Origin of the sequence: Hymenobacter tibetensis, assembly GCF_022827545.1 — a bacterium.
In the GTDB taxonomy this organism is placed as follows: Bacteria; Bacteroidota; Bacteroidia; order Cytophagales; family Hymenobacteraceae; genus Hymenobacter; species Hymenobacter tibetensis.
Map to the genome: position 1 here is coordinate 1,155,081 of NZ_CP094669.1, position 16,359 is coordinate 1,171,439.

Below are 16,359 nucleotides of genomic sequence, written 5' to 3' on the forward strand. Positions count from 1 at the left end.
CAACTCAGGTGAGAAGGAGAACTAGCTCTTGTGGTGCAAGAGGGTGCTCAACTGTGGCATTTGAAGTAGTCAAACGGCTCATGGCAGTCGTTGCATTGGTAGAACGCCTTGCACGCCGTAGAGCCAAACTGGCTGACCAAGTGCGTATTGTCGGATTTGCAGAGCGGGCACCGAACAGCGGTATCCTGGCCGAAAAGGTTGAGTAAATGACCGGTAGCCGTACCGTCTACGGGTGGGGCAATGCCGTACGCTTCCAGTTTCTCACGGCCTGCTTGCGACATCCAATCGGTGGTCCAGGCTGGGCTGAGCTGGTTGTGAATGGTTACCTGGCTGATGCCTTCGGCCAATAGCCGGAGCCGGATATCCGTGGCAATGGTGTTCATGGCCGGGCACCCCGAATAGGTAGGCGTAATCGTCACGGTCACCGCCTGGTCGTGTACCTGTACGCTGCGCACGATGCCAAGATCCAAGATGCTGAGCACGGGTACTTCGGGGTCGGAAACCTCTTCCAGTAGTTGCCAAAGGCGCTCTTCGGTTGGAGCCTGCGTTGCTACCATGTCAGGCCAGGATAGGTGCGTTGCATGTACTGTAGCTCGGCCAGAATGTAGCCCAAGTGCTCGGAATGCCGGCCTTCCTTGCCACCGCGCTGCATGTAGGCTTGCTGCGGCATAGGTACAGTGGCTTCCGCAAACACCTTCTCCACGTGCGCCGCCATGCTGTCTTGCAGCCCAGCATAATCAGGAATAATGCCCAGCATTTGCAAGGCCTGCTCGGTGGTGGTAGGAGTGATTAGCTCGCCGGAGTAGCGCCATAAGTTGGCCACGGCCTTATCGAGGCGCTGGCGGCTTTCGTCGGTGCCATCACCCAGCCGAATGATCCATTCGGAACTCCATTTGAGGTGATACGCCGCTTCTTTCCACGATTTCTCGGCAATAGCCGCCAGCCGCTCATCCGAACTGGTTTGCAGCTGTTGCAGGAAATGAAAGTGAAAGTTGTCGAACAGAAACTGCCGCGTTACGGTGTCGGCAAAGTCGCCGTTGGGCTGCTCTACCAGCAAAGGGTTCTGGTATTCGGTGGCAACGCGCAGAAAAGCCAAGTCGTCCTCGGTGCGGCCTTGGCCTTCGAGTTCGGCGGCATATTGGTAGAGGCTGCGGGTTTCGCCCAGCAAGTCTAGGGCAATATTTGCCATGGCCAAGTCCTGCTCCAGAATGGGACCGTGGCCACACCACTCCGAAAGGCGGTGGCCCAGAATCAGGCTGGTATCCGCCAGTTGCAGTACAAAACGAAATAGCTGTTGCCGCACCTCGGGCGCGTAGCCGCTCAGGGCAGATGTGTCGGATGGGGCGACTTGCATGCAGATCAGGGTTACATGTGCTTGATGGAGTCCGGTACTTCGTAGAAAGTAGGATGCCGGTACACTTTGTCGTTGGCCGGGTCGAAGAAGGCCGCTGAGTCGTCGGGGTTGGAAGCGTGCACGTGCTTGGACTCTACCACCCAAATGCTAACCCCTTCTAGCCGGCGCGTGTACACGTCGCGGGCGTTTTGGATGGCCATAGTTGCATCGGCCGCGTGCAGGCTACCTACGTGTTTGTGGTCGAGGCCTTGCTTGCTGCGGATAAAAACCTCCCAAAGAGGCCATTCAGATTGTGTCATCTTACGGATGTACTATACAAAGTCAACTCACGGCTTGCAGCCGCCTGCACGCACCGAAACATTACTATATGCTTCAACAAGCGCAGGATGGCGCGTAGGTCCAATGCCGATTTTAAGCGGCAGTGGCCTTCTCGGTTTGCTGTTCCCGCTGCTTGCGCTTGGCGGCGTGGGCCAGGGCGGCTTCGCGCACCCAGGCACCTTCTTCGTGCGCTTTGATGCGGGCACCCAAACGGTCTTTGTTGCACATGCCGTTGCCCTTCACCACGTTCCAGAATTCCTCCCAATCCACGTCGCCGAAGTCGTAGCCATTCTTTGCTTCGTTCCACTTCAGGGCAGAGTCGGGCACCGTAAGCCCCAGGAATTCGGCTTGCGGCACCATCATGTCCACAAACTTCTGCCGCAGCTCGTCGTTGGTGAAGCGCTTAATACGCCAGTTCATCGACTGCGCCGTATTCGGAGAATCAGCGTCTTTCGGACCGAACATCATCAGCGTAGGCCACCACCACCGGTTGAGAGCTTCTTGAGCCAGTTCTTTCTGCACGGGCGCGCCTTCGCACAGGGTTTGCATGATTTCAAAGCCCTGGCGCTGGTGGAAGCTTTCCTCTTTGCACACGCGCACCATAGCCCGAGCGTACGGCCCGTACGACGTCCGGCACAGCGGCACTTGGTTGAGAATGGCAGCGCCATCTACCAGCCAGCCCACGCAGCCCATGTCGGCCCAGGAGAGGGTAGGGTAGTTGAAGATGCTGGAGTACTTGGCTTTGCCGGAGTGTAAGTCGGCGAGCATCTGGTCACGGGAAGCACCTAGCGTTTCGGCGGCGCTATAGAGGTAGAGGCCGTGCCCGGCTTCGTCCTGCACCTTGGCCAGCAAGATGGATTTCCGCTTCAGCGAAGGAGCGCGCGTAATCCAGTTGCCTTCGGGCAGCATGCCCACTAACTCGGAATGCGCGTGCTGCGAAATCTGCCGAATCAGCGTTTTGCGGTATGCATCGGGCATCCAGTCTTTGGGCTCAATGCGAATATCCGCGTCGATGCGGGCCTGAAATTGCTCTTCTAGATTGATTTCTACCGTTTCCATACGCTGTTAACAAAGTTTAACTAACAATCGTTAGTTAAAAGTAAGCAAATTTATTCTGTGGCCCCGAGGCGTGACAAGGGGTCCTATTGGTCGAAGTCCACGGTTACTTGCTCTGAAACCGGCCGAGCCTGACAGGTAAGCACGTAGCCCCTCGCTATTTCCGCTTCTGACAGCGAGTAGTTTACGTCCATTTCCGCTTTGCCGTCCACAATCCGGGCGCGGCAGGTACTGCACATGCCGTTTTTGCAGGAATACGGCGCGTCGGCCCCGGTTTCCAGCATAGCATCCAGAATGGTGTTGCCGTAGTACGACATTTCCAGTAGGTGCGTACTGCCATCGAGCTTCACCGCTACCCGGCTTTTCTTGTCGTCTTCGCCGGCAGTGTGTGCCGTCACTGGGCGGACTTGCTGCTTACCACTGCCTGCCGAGGTAAACATCTCGAAATGAATTTTCTCGGGTGCTACGCCAGCGCCGGTGAGGGCCGCTCGTACCCCATTGATCATTTCCTCCGGCCCGCAGATAAAGCATTCATCAATCTGGCTGGGTGGCAGAATCTTGTCGAGGAACTGTTGGGTTTTCGCCTCGTCGATGCGGCCGAACAGCAGGTCGGTGTCGCCTTGCTCGCGGCTCAGAATATGGTAGACACTCAGGCGGCGCAGAAACTTGTTTTTCAAGGCTTCAATGCCCTCCTTGAAAATAATGGAGTTGCGGCCGCGGTTGCCGTAAATCAGCGTAACTCGGCTGTTAGGCTCCGTAAGAAGCACCGTTTTGATGATGGAAAACACCGGAGTAATGCCGCTGCCCGCCGCAAACGCCACGTAGTGCTTGGCGTTGTCGGGGTGGAGTTCAGTGTAGAAACGGCCAGCCGGTGGCATTACGTCCAGTTCCTCGCCCACGCGCAGGTTCTCCACGGCCAGCGACGAAAAACGTCCTTCCGGCACTTTCTTGATGGCTACTTGCCATTCGCCATCCAAAGGGCTGCTGCAAATAGAGTACGAGCGGCGCAACTCTTCCCCGTTATGCTCCCGCCGAAACGTGAGGTACTGGCCCTGGGTGAATTTAAAGGTGTCGCGCAGTTCTGCTGGCACATCCAGCGCCAGCGTGACGCAGTCAGGTGTTTCCCTGTGAATACGCTTGATTTTGACTTTATGAAAACGACTCATGGAATATCAGTTGCCAGCGGGGCGTTGCCGGTTGCCGGTTTGTAGGATAACCCGCAACTGGCAAGCGGTAGCGCACGACTGCTCTATTTGGCTAGGCCATTCAACAGAATGGTTATAATATTTTGCTCGAGTTCTTCGGCCGAAATGCCCCGGCCGGGGTAGTACCACAACTCCACCCAGCGCACCGCCGACAGGATAGTGAACAAGGCAACCGACACGTTCACGGGGTGTAGCTCACCGGCTGCAATGCCTTGCTCAAGCAGCGTGGCGAAGCCTTGCTCGTAGCTTTTGCGTGCTTCCTTGAACGCCGTGAGTTTGTCGCCCGTGAGGTATTTCCAGTCGTTGTTGGCGACTGACACCGCCGCGCCGTCTTCGAGCATCAAGTGCACATGACGCCGGAGCAGGCTTTCTACTTTCTCGGTGTAAGAGGCTTCCGTTTGCTTTACTTCCGCTAGCTGCGCGATATACGTGTCCGATACATAGAAACAGATGCTCTCTAGTATCTCGTCCTTGGACTTGATGTGGTTATACATGCTAGCTGCTTCCATGCCTACCTCGCCGCCTAAGTCGCGCATAGAAGTGCCCGCAAAGCCTTTTTCCTTGAAGAGCTTGGCTGCTTCTTCCAGAATTCGCTGCCGCTGATTGACTTTGCCTCTTTTCGCCATAAGTGGAAATATGCTGTTGTCTACTCTTGTAGTACTGTTCTGCTACAACCATCGGGCGGCTAGCAAGCCTACTACTTTGGAAGCCAGCAAAACTAGCTTTAAAAAACTAATAGGTGTTAGTTTTCATGTTCAGCCGCCAAACGGCCTCTGCTAGTATCTCGCATGCAAAACCAATATGGCTGATATGTAGCTGTTTACAAAGCCTTGCAGGAAACACGGTGCCAGCACAGGCATCAAAATATGCATAGCCATGACGGTAGTATATAGAAACCAGATTCACTGAAAAGCTAATGTCCGCTGAGCAAGCCAGTGTTGGGTAGGGAAAGACGTTGTTGCCGCCGCAAAAAAAACACCCCACCAGAATCCGTTTCTGGTGGGGTATGAAGTAGAGGGCGTAGCGTGCCTGCTTAGAAGATCTTTCCTGGGTTAAGAATACCTGCCGGATCAAACACTCGCTTAATGCCGCGCATCAGTTCCAAATTTGCTTCTGGCAGCGCAATGCCGATGTAGCCTTTCTGCACCAAGCCAATGCCGTGCTCCCCCGAGATAGTGCCCCCGAGCTTTACGCACAGCTCGAAGATTTCCGAAATAGGCTGCCGCAAGCCCACGTTCCACTGTTCGTCGTTCAAGTCGCCGCGGATGATGTTGACGTGTAAGTTGCCGTCGCCGGCATGGCCGTAGCACACGCTTTTGAAGCCATACCGGGCCCCGATTTCCTTGACGCCTTTCAGCAACGTGGGCAGTTCAGCGCGCGGCACCACGGTGTCTTCCTCTTTATAGACCGAGTTGTAGCGCACTGAATTGCCAATGTTGCGACGAATCCGCCACAGGTCGTCTTTCTGCGCGGCCGTGTCAGCCAGCAGGATTTCGTCTACATCGTAGTGCTCCAGCACACCATATACCTGCTCGGCTTCTTTGTAGAGTTGGTCGAGGTCCTGGCCATCCAACTCAATCAGCAAGTGTGCATGAATATCTTCGGGCAGCGTAAGTGGGATTTTCAAATAGTCGGACGACCACGCAATGGCTTCGCGCTCCATGAACTCCATGCCTGAGGGGATGATGCCGGCCCGAAACACCGCGGACACTGCCTCGGCTGCTTGCGCCACTTGCCGGAAAGGCACCAGCATCAAGATATTCTGCTGGGGATAGGGCAGGAGCCGGAACACCACTTTGGTGATGATGCCCAGCGTGCCTTCCGAGCCCACCAGGAGCTGGGTAAGGTTGTAGCCGGTAGCGTTTTTGAGTGTATTCGCTGCCGTCCAAATCAGGTCGCCGGTGGGTAGTACCACTTGCAGGTTCAGCACATAGTCGCGGGTAGTGCCATATTTCACCGCTTTGGGGCCGCCGCTGCTGTGGGCCAGATTGCCCCCCAACGAGCAGCTGCCTTTGCTGGCTGGGTCAGGGGGGTAGAACAAACCCACTTCCTTCACCGCGTTTTGAAACACCTCGTTTATCACGCCCGGCTCCACGGTAGCTTGTAGGTTGCGCTCGTCTATTTCCAGGATGCGGTTCAGCCGTTCTGTACTCAACACGACGCCATGGTGAACCGGCAAAGCACCACCGCTCAAACCCGTACCGGCCCCGCGGGGCGTCACCGGAATTCGGTGCTGATAGCACAGGCGCATAATTTCGCTTATCTCCTCAGCGTTACCAGGGCGCAGCACCACATCTGGGGCGAAATGCAAGTCCTCGGTGTGGTCGCGGCCGTAGTCGGCGTATGCGTCGGCGGTGGCAGCAGCCTCAGCGCGTTGCGCGGTGAGAACATGAGTTGGCCCTACAATAGCTTCAAAGGCTACAACCAGCTCGGGAGTGAGGGATTGGAAATTCATGATTCAAAGGCTTTATGGCTGATTCACGTATCTTTGGCTCAATGCGAGAATACATGACGAAGGTACATCATTCGGCGCACAGACGTAATTGGTGGCCATTATTGATGCTGATTCTACTGAGTGGATTAGCAAGTTGCAGCGGCTCAAAGAAAGTCAACTACCGGAATGGCCGCTATTACTCGGCCCGCGACATGGCCCGGATAAAAGCCGCTGAACGTAACCGCCGGGGCCGGGCTCCGGTTTCCAGGTCGAAAACCAAAGCCACCACACCCTCTGGCACGGCCAAAATTGTAACCAAGCGCCGCAGCACGCCACTAAATGCCAGCCGCGAGATGGTAACGGTTATTGAGACGGCTCGTTCTTATCAGGGTACTCCTTATAAGTATGGTGGCACTACACGGCTTGGTATGGACTGCTCGGGACTTCTGTGCGCCTCGTTTGCGGCCATCGATGTGCCCATCCCTCGCTCCAGCAACGAGCAGGCGCTATGGGGCGACCCAGTGAGACCTCAGGATTTGAAGGTCGGAGACCTGTTATTTTTTGGAGCCTCTCCTGGCAGCAACTCCATTACCCATGTCGGTATGGTAACGGAAGCAACCCCCGAAGGCGTGCAGTTCATTCACTCCTCTAGTTCTTTGGGCGTTATCGAGAACAGCCTAGAGACAGATTATTATCTGAGCCGCTTTATCAAGGCAGTGCGGCCCCCCTTGTAGGGTTTCAGGGTTGTGCCCTGCTAGTGTATGCCGATCAAGCACCACCTCGTTTTTCAGGTTGGCATTACACTCAGCACGCAGTAGTCGGAGTTGAGGCATGGCCAGGCCAGCCACTAGCCGATGCTGGTGCTACCTAAAGAGGTGTTCGTCCATTACCTATTATATAGGTAACCAGTATTCAGCTGCCAGCCAAGGCACCAGAATACCCTGTCCGAACAACATCACTGACACTAACTTCTAGGCTTCTTGCTTCCAGCGGCGTTTGCAGTGAGCAGTAGCTGGAACTACGGGATAGTTCCTTTTTACTCGCATGCGGGTAAATCAGTGAGGTAGGCGGTGCGTTCAACTAGGTTTTTAGCTTGATAGGCTGTAGAGGCGAGCGGAGAGGTTCTTTGCTCGCTTTTTCTTTACACTCTTGCCTTTAAGGGACGAAAATTAAACTCCCATTTTTATTGCAGAATATAAATTTTCGCATAACAGATGTTGAAAAATAAAAATTAATAAGGGATTAGTACTGTGGTTTAAACTGGCAGGGTAGGTACTTTTGTACCCAGTTTTCATCAATCTTCTTTTTCATGAGAAACACCTATTATCGTCATCTTCTCTTCCTGCTTCTGGCAGTGTTTTCGATACAGCAAGGCTGGTCGCAAGGCACTACCACGTCGGCTATGAACGGCGTAATTACCGACAAGGATGGAGCTGGCTTGCCTGGCGCTACTGTCATTGCGGTACACACTCCTACCAACACGCAATATGTAGCACCTACCAACTCGGAGGGTCGCTTCAACATCCCAAACATGCGTGTAGGTGGCCCCTACACCGTACGAGTAACATTTGTCGGGTATCAGGACATCACTCGTGAAGGTATTTTCCTAAGTCTGGGTCAAAACCAGCGCTTGGATTTGAATTTGAGCGAAGCCACAACGCAGTTGTCTGGCGTGACGGTAACAGCCACTCAGGACCCAGTTATCAACGCGGGTCGTACGGGTGCAGCTACTACGGTGCGTCGGGAGCAGATCGAGCGTCTGCCTACTATCTCGCGTAGCTTCCAAGATTTCACCCGCCTCACCCCCCAAGCTAACGGCAATTCATTGGGTGGCCGTAACGGCCGTTTCAACAACGTGCAAATTGATGGTGCTTCCAATAACGACTTGTTCGGCTTGGGCAACTCTGGCACACCAGGCGGTCAGGCCGGTACCAACCCAATTTCGCTGGATGCTATCCAGGAATTCCAAGTGGTAATTGCGCCCTATGACGTACGCCAGGGTCGTTTTAGCGGAGGTGGTATTAACGCCGTAACGCGTTCCGGTACCAATGAATTCTCTGGTTCCGCTTTCGCTTTCGGCCGCAACCAAAGCACAGCCGGCAAAAGCCCAACTGCAAATGCCGAAGGAGTACGCACTAAACTGGACAAGTTCAACGACTACCAGGCGGGTTTCCGGCTGGGTGGCCCTATTGTTAAAGACAAGCTGTTTCTCTTCGTGAACGGCGAAATCACCCGTCGGACTGCGCCGCTATTGTTTCGTGCTGCTGGAGTAGATGCAAGTGGTGTTAACGAAACAGGTTCTGATGTATTGGGCTTCGTCAACACCACACAACTAAAGCAGATTTCCGACAAACTGCTGGAGTACGGTTATGATGCTGGCGAATATGGCGAGATCAACGCCGAAACTCGTTCTAACAAAGCTTTTGCTCGTTTAGACTGGAATATCAGCCAGGATCATCAACTTACCTTGCGTCACAATTTTGTTGATGCTACAGATGATAACATCACCCGCGGTCAAACCAGCTTCCGTTTCGGTAACAACGCGTACCAATTCTTGAGTAAGACCAACTCAACGGTATTGGAATTGAAAAGCCGTTTCGGCAACCGTTTCGCTAACAACTTGCTGGTAGGTTATTCTACTATCCGTGATAGCCGTTCTCTTGTTGGCGACTTATTCCCCTCAATTACTATCACATCTGGCAACGGCACGATTTCAGCCGGTTCGGAATTTAGCTCTGTAGCAAACCGCTTAGACCAGGACATTCTTGAAATCACCGACAACTTCAACGTATTCGCCGGTAAGCACGTCCTCACGTTTGGTACAAACAACGAGATTTTCCGTTTCGACAACCTGTTTGTGCAGAGCACAGAGGGCCGTTATGACTTCCCAAGCATTGCATCTTTCTTAGCGAATGACGTTAATATCAACAACTTTCGCTATCGTCAGAACTACGCACTGCCAGGCGGAAAACCCACCGCTAAATTCGGTGCTGCACAGTTTGGTGTATATGCTCAGGATGAGTACAACATAACTGACAATTTCCGCTTGACGACTGGCTTGCGTCTTGATTTGCCAGTGTACTTTGATAAGCCGTCTTACAACCCCCGCGTAGACTCGACATTTGCTGTAGGTAGCACTACGCTGGGTGAAGCCTACGATGTGAAAACTAACCGTACTCCTAAGGCTCGGATTCAGGTTTCGCCCCGTATCGGTTTCAACTGGGATGTACGGAAAGATCAGAGCTTCCAGGTGCGCGGTGGTATAGGTTTATTCACTGGCCGCCCAGCCTACGTGTGGATTTCCAACCAGTATGGCAACACGGGTGTTGACTTTGCCACCTACGACACAAACAATAGCACAAGCCGTCCAGAAGCTGGTCTTGGTTTGGGTTCAAACTACACGGTAGTCCGCGACCAAATCAGCAGGTCTTCCACTACAGCAGCTAAAGGCAGCATAGCTGTAACAGATAAAGATTTCCGCAACCCTCAACTCCTCCGTACAAACCTAGCCGTAGATTACCGTCTGCCGCTTGGTATTGTAGCAACGTTGGAAGGTATTTATTCCAAGACCTTAAATGATGTGCTACCTCAAGACATCAACTTGGTAAATCCTACGGGCGTGTTGCAAGGTGATGGTCGCCCGACTTATCCTACTGGCAGCACCAACAACAACTTCAACCGCTACCGCAATGGTCGTGATTTCAACAACGTGATTTTGCTGACTAATACCAGTAAAGGGTACCAGTACAGCATCACGGGCGAGTTGAAGAAGCAAGTAAGCAGCGACTTCTTTCTGTCGAGTGCATATACTTATGGTCAGTCACGTGACTTGTACTCGGGTTCTAGCTCAACGGCAGTTTCTATCTGGGAATTCAACCCGCATCCAGGTAACCCTAACAACCTGCCTCTTTCGTACTCCAACTTCGATTTACGCCACCGTGTAATCGGTTCGGTTTCTTATCGTAAAGAGTATGCTGATCATTTCGCAACTACGATTTCTGCCTTCTATAACGGCCAGTCTGGTGCTCCCTTCTCTTACACCTACTTTGGTGGCGACTTGAACGGTGACGGTGGTAGCTTCACTAGCAACTCAAACGACCTGATCTATATTCCTCGCAGCCAAAACGAAATCGTGTTGGTAACCGATGGTGTAAATGACCGCCGTACGCCAGACCAGATGTGGAATGAGCTGAATGCGTTTATTGAGAACGATGACTTCTTGAAAGAGCATCGGGGTGAATACGCAGCCAGAAATGGTGCCCGCACTCCTTGGCAGCACCGCATTGACGTGCGCCTGTTGCAGGACATTTATACGAAGATTGGCGACAAGGCTCATACCATTCAACTTTCAGTTGACGTCATCAATTTTGGCAACCTGCTCAGCAAAGATTGGGGCCGTGACTACTTCGTGGCAAACGGTAACTATGGGTTATTGCGCTATCAGGGTCTAGAAGGTGGATCGACTGGTCGTCCTACTTTCAGCTATGGCACTGGTACTTCGACACCTCCAGCAGCTGCGTACCAAATCAGTCAATTAGCTTCGCGCTGGCAAGCTCAATTTGGGGTTCGTTACTTGTTCTAACCTCTGCAGGCTTCGTTAATAACCCGACTCATGAAATACTCGTTTTTTTCTTTTTTCACCAAGCTGACGTTGGCTGCTTCAGCGGCTGTATCGTTGGCAGGTTGTGATGATCCTGAATTGCCAGAGGCAAAGCCAGACACAACTGCTTCAACTCTAACTGGACGTTATTCACTAGTTAATGTTTCTCCAGGATCTGGAGATGCGCAACTGCGTAGCATTGATAACGTGCCAGTCACTACTCCTCAGCCTGTAGTACCATACTTGGGTACTGGTGCCTATACTCCTGTCACTTCCGGACAACGGTTGTTACTTTTCTCTACCACTAACAATTTAAATAGCAGCCTCATTCCTGCCCGGAATGCATTCAACTCGAATGCTAGCTACACTGTGTTCCTGACTGACGCGGCCACTCGCGCTTCAAGTGCTACAGACCAAGGTGGTGCCCGCTCGGTGGTATTGACTGACAACTTAGCCGCTCCCTCCGCAAACCGTGCTCGAATTAGGTTTGTGAATTTGTCGCCTAGTTACAGTGCAGGTGCTGATAGCTTAGGGCTATATACTATTACTAGCCCTAGCACTACTGGCGCAACTGCACCCAACAGATACCTTTTTGCTCCTATTGGCCGTTCGTACCGCTCTACAACTTTCACAGTTCCAGCAGTAGCCGCTACGGCCACTACTCCAGGCCGCGCTTCTAGAAGCTTGAACTTTGCGAACTTCACAGATGTGCCTGCTGGAACTTATACTTTCCAGGTTCGTCGGTCAGCAACTGCTGCTAGTAACGCTTCACAGGTGATAATTCAAGCTACGCCTTTGACATTTGCGTCTGGCAAAATCTACACGATTTATAGCCGAGGCACCAATGCATCTATGTCCGCAACACCACTAGGAATTTCTGTTGTACAGCACAACTAGCAATTCCTAGTATAGGAATAGAGCAAGAAAAAGCGGCTGGAAAATTTCTCCAGCCGCTTTTTCTTGCTCTATTCCTTTTTGAGGCTAATCAATCAAATTAGCATACAGGCAGGTAATCAACAGTAGCAGCATCTAGTGCATTTCGTAGAGAAGGCGCTTTATGAAAATACCCATATCTTCTTTAATAACATTTTAATAACATGGGATAAGTGACACTGACTGGTACTTTTGCACCCAGTTTTCACAAATCCCATTTTTATGAGAAACACCTTTTACCGTCAAGTCTTTTACTTGTTCTTGGCGGTCCTGTCCATACAGCAGGGTTGGGCACAGGGAGCTACCACATCAGCCATGAACGGCGTTATTACTGATAAAGACGGAGCTGGCTTGCCAGGTGCTACCGTTATTGCAGTACATACGCCTACCAACACCCAGTACGTAGCACCTACCAACTCAGAAGGTCGCTTCAACATTCAGAACATGCGCGTAGGCGGACCTTATACGGTTCGTATCACTTTTGTAGGATACCAAGATGTAACGCGTGAAGGTATCTTCTTAACACTAGGTCAGAATCAGCGCTTAGACATCAACCTGAGCGAGTCGACGCAGCAGTTGAGTGAAGTAACTGTTTCTGGCCGCCGCGACCCGGTTATTAACTCCGGTCGGACGGGAGCAGCTACCAGCGTCCAGCGTGAGCAAATTGAGCGTTTGCCTTCTTTGAGCCGTTCGTTTCAGGACTTTACGCGCCTAACCCCACAAGCTTCGGGCAATGGCACGAGCTTCGGCGGGCGTAATGGTAACTTCAATAACGTTACCATTGATGGTGCCATCTTCAACAACTCTTTTGGCTTGAGTGGTACGGTAGGGGGCCAGGCCGGTGCTCAGCCTATTTCTTTGGATGCTATTCAAGAAATTCAAGTAAGCATAGCCCCCTTCGACGTTCGTCAAGGTTCGTTCACGGGTGCTGGCATCAACGCCATTACGCGTTCAGGTACCAACGAAGTATCTGCTTCGGTTTATGGCTTCCGCCGTTCCAACAGCTTAGTAGGTGACAAGGTACGGGACATCAATCAGCCGTTTCCTGAGTTTACACTCAACCAACTCGGAGCTCGGGTTGGCGGTCCTATCATCAAAGACAAGCTTTTCTATTTCGTAAGTGTGGAAGGTGAGCGCCGCGACGACCCGCCGGGTACGTTTGTAGCTAACCGCCAGGGGGTGCCTGCACCTGGTCCAGGCAGCAACACGTCAGCAGCTAACGCCTCTGAACTCGACGTGTTATCCAACTTCTTGCAAACAACTTATGGATACAATCCTGGCCCTTACGAGGGGTATCAGCTGAAGCAGAACTCCGATAAGATTACGGCTAAGATTGACTGGAATATCAACGCTACCAACACCTTCTCCATCAAGTATAACTACTTGAAGTCTTACCGCGATGCACCACCGTCTAACTCGGGAGCGCCAACGGTAACTGGTGGCCGCGGCTTATCCGCGAATACGTTGCCTTTCTTGGCATCATATTACCGCATCAACAACAACTTGAACTCGTTTATTGCCGAGTTGAACACTACCCTTGCGGGCGGTATTTCCAACCAGCTTCAAGCAGGCTTCACGGCCCAGCGTGACTTCCGCTCGTCATTGGGTGGGTCCCCGTTCCCGTTTGTTGATATTCTGTACAATGCCAACGGTCCTGGTGCCAACGGCAACGAGTTTACGTCATTCGGCTACGAGCTTTTCACGCCGATAAACGTGCTCAACTCGGATATCTATCAGCTGTCGGATAACATCAGCAAAACGGTAGGCAACCACACCTTCACGCTGGGTACGTACAACGAGTACTACAAATTCGCTAACGGCTTTGCTCCTGACCTGTATGGTCGTTACCGCTTCAACTCCCTGACGGATTTTTATAACTCAGCAGGCTATAGTTATAACACCACTACACTGGCCGTTACACCTCGCGATGGTGGTGCTCTGGCCTCGGCTACCAATAACTACACCGTACGCTATCCGCTGAACATCAATGATGGCAACCCAAGCTTGGGCTACCCACTAGCTGAAACCAAAGCTGCTCAGCTCGGATTCTATGCGCAGGACGAATGGAACGTGATGCCCAACCTGAAAGTGACCACTGGTTTACGGGTTGATATACCTATTATCCTCAGTGATTTGCAGCGCAACGAGGATGCCGCCAGCATTAGCTTCCGCAACAATTACCAGATTTTGACGGACCAGGTGCAGAAAACATCCGTGATGTTCTCGCCCCGTGTTGGCTTCAACTGGGATGTGAACAACGATGGCAAAACGCAGCTGCGTGGTGGTACGGGTATTTTCACTGGCCGTGTGCCATTCGTTTGGATTTCCAACCAAGCCAGCAACAACGGCCTGTTAGGTGGGGTGTATAGCGTGAACGGTACCACTACTACTAATGGAGTAACAGTTCCGGACCCCTTGGCTCAGCCGTTTAACGCCACTCCCGGTTACTTGAACCCTAATGCCGAAATCAATCAGACCAGGCTGCCTGCTACTTACAACTTGGCTGTAACTGAGCGTGGCTTCAAGTTCCCGCAAGTATGGCGTACCAATATTGGTATAGACCAGCGCCTACCTGGCGACGTGGTGTTCACCTTGGACGGTATCTTCACGAAGGATATCAACGCAGTATATTTCGACAACGTGAACCTGCCTAATCCGCAGGCCCGTGCCGCTGGCGCCGACAACCGTCCAATCTACCGCCTACCAGGTGCGCTGAACACTCGTTCATTCCAGGTGAGCCCGAAAATTGTGAGTTCGGATGGCGCTATTGTAATGCGCAATACCAGCAAAGGCTACTCATACAGTGCTACTGCGCAGTTGCAGAAAACGTTTAGCAACAGTGTTTCCGCTAGCTTGGCTTATACCTACACCAATTCGCAGGATGTAAGCATCGGAGGTTCAACTCCTTTCTCGCTGTGGTCTGCACGCCCTATCTCCGATGATCCTAACGCCAACAAGTTAGGCTACTCTGAATTCTTGCGTCAGCACCGCGTAATAGCGTCTCTGTCATACCGTAAGGAATACTTGGGTCACTTAGCTACTACCATCTCGGGCTTCCTTGACTTAGGTCCGAATGGCCGTTTCTCCTATGTGTACAATGGTGACATGAATGGTGACAACGTAGGTACCAACGACTTGATGTACATTCCGCGTACCCGCAGCGAAATTAATCTTACCAACCTAACGCTGTTTAGCGGTACACCTCAGCAGACTATCTACACGGCTGATCAGCAGTGGATAGACCTTGACAACTATATCAACCAAGACGATTATCTGAGCAAAAATCGTGGTGAAATTGCTGAGCGCAATGGGGCTGTGTTGCCGTGGGTTGCGTTCATTGACGCACGCATCTTGCAAGACGTATTCACGAACATTGGCAAAAACCGTAATTCGCTGCAGTTCAGCCTTGATGTGTTCAACATCGGTAACCTCATCAATTCTGATTGGGGTGTGGGACAGACGCAGCAGCGCAGCTCGCCTTTGTCGTTCGTGGATTACGACCAAGCTACTGGCCAGCCACGATTCAACTTCAACCCCATTGTGAACTCGCGGACGGTATTCCCCGACGGTACTACTACTACCAATGTGCAGACACTGAACGTGACGAACCGCTACTTGACAACGGAATCCTCGCGTTACCGCATCCAATTAGGCCTGCGCTATACCTTCAACTAAGGCTAGCCACTCCTGAATCTGTCATCATTCTCGTAGTATGAAAAATCTATTTTTTGCTCTTCTAGCAGGTGTTACCTTGGCTTCCTGCTCTGAAATTAGCACTGATCCAGCGCCTGCTCGTGCAACACGTACGGCTCAAACGGTAACGATAACTTACGCTCAGACGGCCAGCACAATTGCCAACGACACGACGCTGCAAAACCCCCGGCTGGACGTGTACGTGCTGACACCAACCGTCAATGCAGACGGTACGCTCAGTTATCCGGCTATTACGTCGACCACCACTCCGGCATTCACTACCACCAACTTCTCCGCTCCACAGCCCTTCAGCGTTGTTACCAACCTGACGGTAGCGGAGAATACGCCAAGCACTGGTATTCGGCTGGTGTTGAGAACCGCAAACCGCCCTGGTCGTCGTAGCAATGCTCAGCGTCTGACCGCTTCCATCGTAGTCAACGGAGCAAGCAAAGCAACGGCCACTCACCAGGGGACCAACTTCTCGCGCACGGCCTCAGCTGTTGGTGGTTTCTTCACCACTACGTTCGATAGCAATGTGGCTGCCTACACTTTCTAGCAAGTAGCTGAACCTAGAAATCTGAAGGTATAGTAAGCGCCCGTTGTCGAAAGACAACGGGCGTTTTTCGTTTATATCTGTTGAGTAGCGGGCTGCATTGCTTCTCTATGTACTATGTTACCGCTATCTTTTGTGACTGACTTCATGCACATTGCGCTATTTAGCAGGAAAAAAAACGTCGATAACCTTGCCAAATAGATATCTACCCGT

12 protein-coding genes are annotated in these 16,359 nt (G+C 52.2%); 5 read left to right on the forward strand and 7 right to left on the reverse strand.

Features of this window, described 5'->3' with window-relative positions; translation table 11 throughout:
- Positions 1-47 precede the first annotated feature (47 nt).
- The 7 genes from paaD to MTX78_RS04790 all read right to left on the reverse strand — a co-directional run bounded on the left by paaD (position 48) and on the right by MTX78_RS04790 (position 6,388).
- The gene (gene paaD / locus MTX78_RS04760; protein ID WP_243800379.1) at positions 48-557 is read right to left on the reverse strand and encodes a 1,2-phenylacetyl-CoA epoxidase subunit PaaD; all 510 of its coding nucleotides are present in this window, start codon (positions 555-557) and stop codon (positions 48-50) included.
- Complete coding sequence (paaC, locus tag MTX78_RS04765) at positions 551-1,354, reverse strand: 1,2-phenylacetyl-CoA epoxidase subunit PaaC (protein WP_243800380.1); 804 nt, start codon at positions 1,352-1,354, stop codon at positions 551-553. Before paaC ends, paaD begins: the two co-directional genes overlap by 7 nt.
- A gap of 11 nt (positions 1,355-1,365) precedes the next feature.
- Entirely contained in the window at positions 1,366-1,653 is a 288-nt protein-coding gene (paaB, locus tag MTX78_RS04770; RefSeq protein ID WP_243800382.1) for a 1,2-phenylacetyl-CoA epoxidase subunit PaaB, read from the reverse strand.
- A 112-nt stretch (positions 1,654-1,765) separates the two neighbouring features.
- Positions 1,766-2,731, reverse strand: coding sequence for a 1,2-phenylacetyl-CoA epoxidase subunit PaaA (gene paaA, locus MTX78_RS04775; RefSeq protein WP_243800384.1), 966 nt, complete (start codon positions 2,729-2,731; stop codon positions 1,766-1,768).
- A gap of 83 nt (positions 2,732-2,814) precedes the next feature.
- Positions 2,815-3,894 carry a 1,2-phenylacetyl-CoA epoxidase subunit PaaE gene (gene paaE, locus MTX78_RS04780; RefSeq protein WP_243800386.1) on the reverse strand — a complete coding sequence of 360 codons (1,080 nt, stop codon included), beginning with the start codon at positions 3,892-3,894 and terminating at the stop codon, positions 2,815-2,817.
- A gap of 83 nt (positions 3,895-3,977) precedes the next feature.
- Positions 3,978-4,559 carry a TetR/AcrR family transcriptional regulator gene (locus MTX78_RS04785; RefSeq protein ID WP_243800388.1) on the reverse strand — a complete coding sequence of 194 codons (582 nt, stop codon included), beginning with the start codon at positions 4,557-4,559 and terminating at the stop codon, positions 3,978-3,980.
- A 407-nt stretch (positions 4,560-4,966) separates the two neighbouring features.
- Positions 4,967-6,388, reverse strand: coding sequence for an FAD-binding oxidoreductase (locus MTX78_RS04790; RefSeq protein ID WP_243800390.1), 1,422 nt, complete (start codon positions 6,386-6,388; stop codon positions 4,967-4,969).
- 104 nt (positions 6,389-6,492) lie between these two features.
- Here MTX78_RS04790 and MTX78_RS04795 point away from each other — a divergent pair, with 104 nt between their 5' ends.
- From MTX78_RS04795 to MTX78_RS04815, 5 genes are all read left to right on the forward strand, one after another.
- Positions 6,493-7,101: a C40 family peptidase gene (locus MTX78_RS04795; RefSeq protein ID WP_243800392.1), complete on the forward strand. Its 609-nt coding sequence runs from the start codon at positions 6,493-6,495 to the stop codon at positions 7,099-7,101.
- Positions 7,102-7,676: 575 nt separating this feature from the next.
- Entirely contained in the window at positions 7,677-10,949 is a 3,273-nt protein-coding gene (locus MTX78_RS04800) for a TonB-dependent receptor (RefSeq protein ID WP_243800393.1), read from the forward strand.
- Between the two features lie 30 nt (positions 10,950-10,979).
- Positions 10,980-11,864 (forward strand): DUF4397 domain-containing protein, encoded by an 885-nt coding sequence (locus MTX78_RS04805; RefSeq protein ID WP_243800395.1) that lies wholly within the window; start codon positions 10,980-10,982, stop codon positions 11,862-11,864.
- Between the two features lie 258 nt (positions 11,865-12,122).
- Positions 12,123-15,575 carry a TonB-dependent receptor gene (locus MTX78_RS04810; RefSeq protein ID WP_243800397.1) on the forward strand — a complete coding sequence of 1,151 codons (3,453 nt, stop codon included), beginning with the start codon at positions 12,123-12,125 and terminating at the stop codon, positions 15,573-15,575.
- Positions 15,576-15,612: 37 nt separating this feature from the next.
- Positions 15,613-16,149 carry a hypothetical protein gene (locus MTX78_RS04815; protein ID WP_243800398.1) on the forward strand — a complete coding sequence of 179 codons (537 nt, stop codon included), beginning with the start codon at positions 15,613-15,615 and terminating at the stop codon, positions 16,147-16,149.
- Positions 16,150-16,359: the final 210 nt, after the last annotated feature.

Coding starts and splice junctions, on each gene's coding strand:
- paaD (WP_243800379.1), bottom strand. CDS start 557: ATGGTAGCAACGCAGGCTCCAACCGAAGAGCGCCTTTGGCAACTACTG.
- paaC (WP_243800380.1), bottom strand. CDS start 1,354: ATGCAAGTCGCCCCATCCGACACATCTGCCCTGAGCGGCTACGCGCCC.
- paaB (WP_243800382.1), bottom strand. CDS start 1,653: ATGACACAATCTGAATGGCCTCTTTGGGAGGTTTTTATCCGCAGCAAG.
- paaA (WP_243800384.1), bottom strand. CDS start 2,731: ATGGAAACGGTAGAAATCAATCTAGAAGAGCAATTTCAGGCCCGCATC.
- paaE (WP_243800386.1), bottom strand. CDS start 3,894: ATGAGTCGTTTTCATAAAGTCAAAATCAAGCGTATTCACAGGGAAACA.
- MTX78_RS04785 (WP_243800388.1), bottom strand. CDS start 4,559: ATGGCGAAAAGAGGCAAAGTCAATCAGCGGCAGCGAATTCTGGAAGAA.
- MTX78_RS04790 (WP_243800390.1), bottom strand. CDS start 6,388: ATGAATTTCCAATCCCTCACTCCCGAGCTGGTTGTAGCCTTTGAAGCT.
- MTX78_RS04795 (WP_243800392.1), top strand. CDS start 6,493: ATGCTGATTCTACTGAGTGGATTAGCAAGTTGCAGCGGCTCAAAGAAA.
- MTX78_RS04800 (WP_243800393.1), top strand. CDS start 7,677: ATGAGAAACACCTATTATCGTCATCTTCTCTTCCTGCTTCTGGCAGTG.
- MTX78_RS04805 (WP_243800395.1), top strand. CDS start 10,980: ATGAAATACTCGTTTTTTTCTTTTTTCACCAAGCTGACGTTGGCTGCT.
- MTX78_RS04810 (WP_243800397.1), top strand. CDS start 12,123: ATGAGAAACACCTTTTACCGTCAAGTCTTTTACTTGTTCTTGGCGGTC.
- MTX78_RS04815 (WP_243800398.1), top strand. CDS start 15,613: ATGAAAAATCTATTTTTTGCTCTTCTAGCAGGTGTTACCTTGGCTTCC.